The sequence below is a fragment of the Gordonia sp. DT30 genome (genome assembly GCF_049844915.1).
Lineage (GTDB): Bacteria > Actinomycetota > Actinomycetes > Mycobacteriales > Mycobacteriaceae > Gordonia.
In genome coordinates, this window is sequence record NZ_JBNCLY010000066.1 from 1 (window position 1) to 644 (window position 644).

At 66.6% G+C, this 644-nt stretch carries 1 pseudogene; it reads right to left on the reverse strand.

What is annotated here, in order from left to right:
• Positions 1 to 600, reverse strand: a pseudogene (locus tag ACLQ3C_RS21455) (hypothetical protein); the annotation flags it as partial.
• Between the last annotated feature and the right edge of the window lie 44 nt (positions 601 to 644).

The following is a 644-nucleotide window of genomic DNA, read 5'->3' on the forward strand; positions in this document are numbered from 1 at the left end:
ACCGGCCCGCCCAGCATCCCCGTGCTCACCACTCTTCTCGCCCGGAGTGTCCTCACGCGGCCCGTCCCGACGCGTCCCCACCAACTCGTGATCACCGAACACCTTTCGCCCACCCGCATCGCCCCGCGGATGCGTCACCCGCCCATCATCAGCCCCCACCGGCCCACGACCATCGTGATACGCAGCACCGAACTCCTCGAACCGGCCCAACCCCTCAACCAAACCCACCACCCGCTCACCCGCAGGCGCCGACGGATCCAACACCACATGCTCACCATCAACACGCGCCACCGTCACCGCATGCAAATCACCGCCCACCTCGGTTCGCCCCACCACCGTGGCCACCGCATCATCACCCAACCGCTGCAACGACTTTGCCACCGACTCAACAGACCCGCGGTCAAAACCGTCCACCCCCAACCGATCCGCCAACTCCGCAGTACTCATCCCCGCAAAATCGCTGCCCCGACCCTCCGGCGCCACCGCCTCCCCCGACAACAACCCGTCCCGCACCGCCACCGCCTGATCACCACACTGCTGACCCGACACATTCGACTCATCCACCACCCCCAACGCGTCATCGACCTGTGCCCGCGTCATCGACGACGACAACCCCACCCGACCGGATGCGTCCACATCGTCGA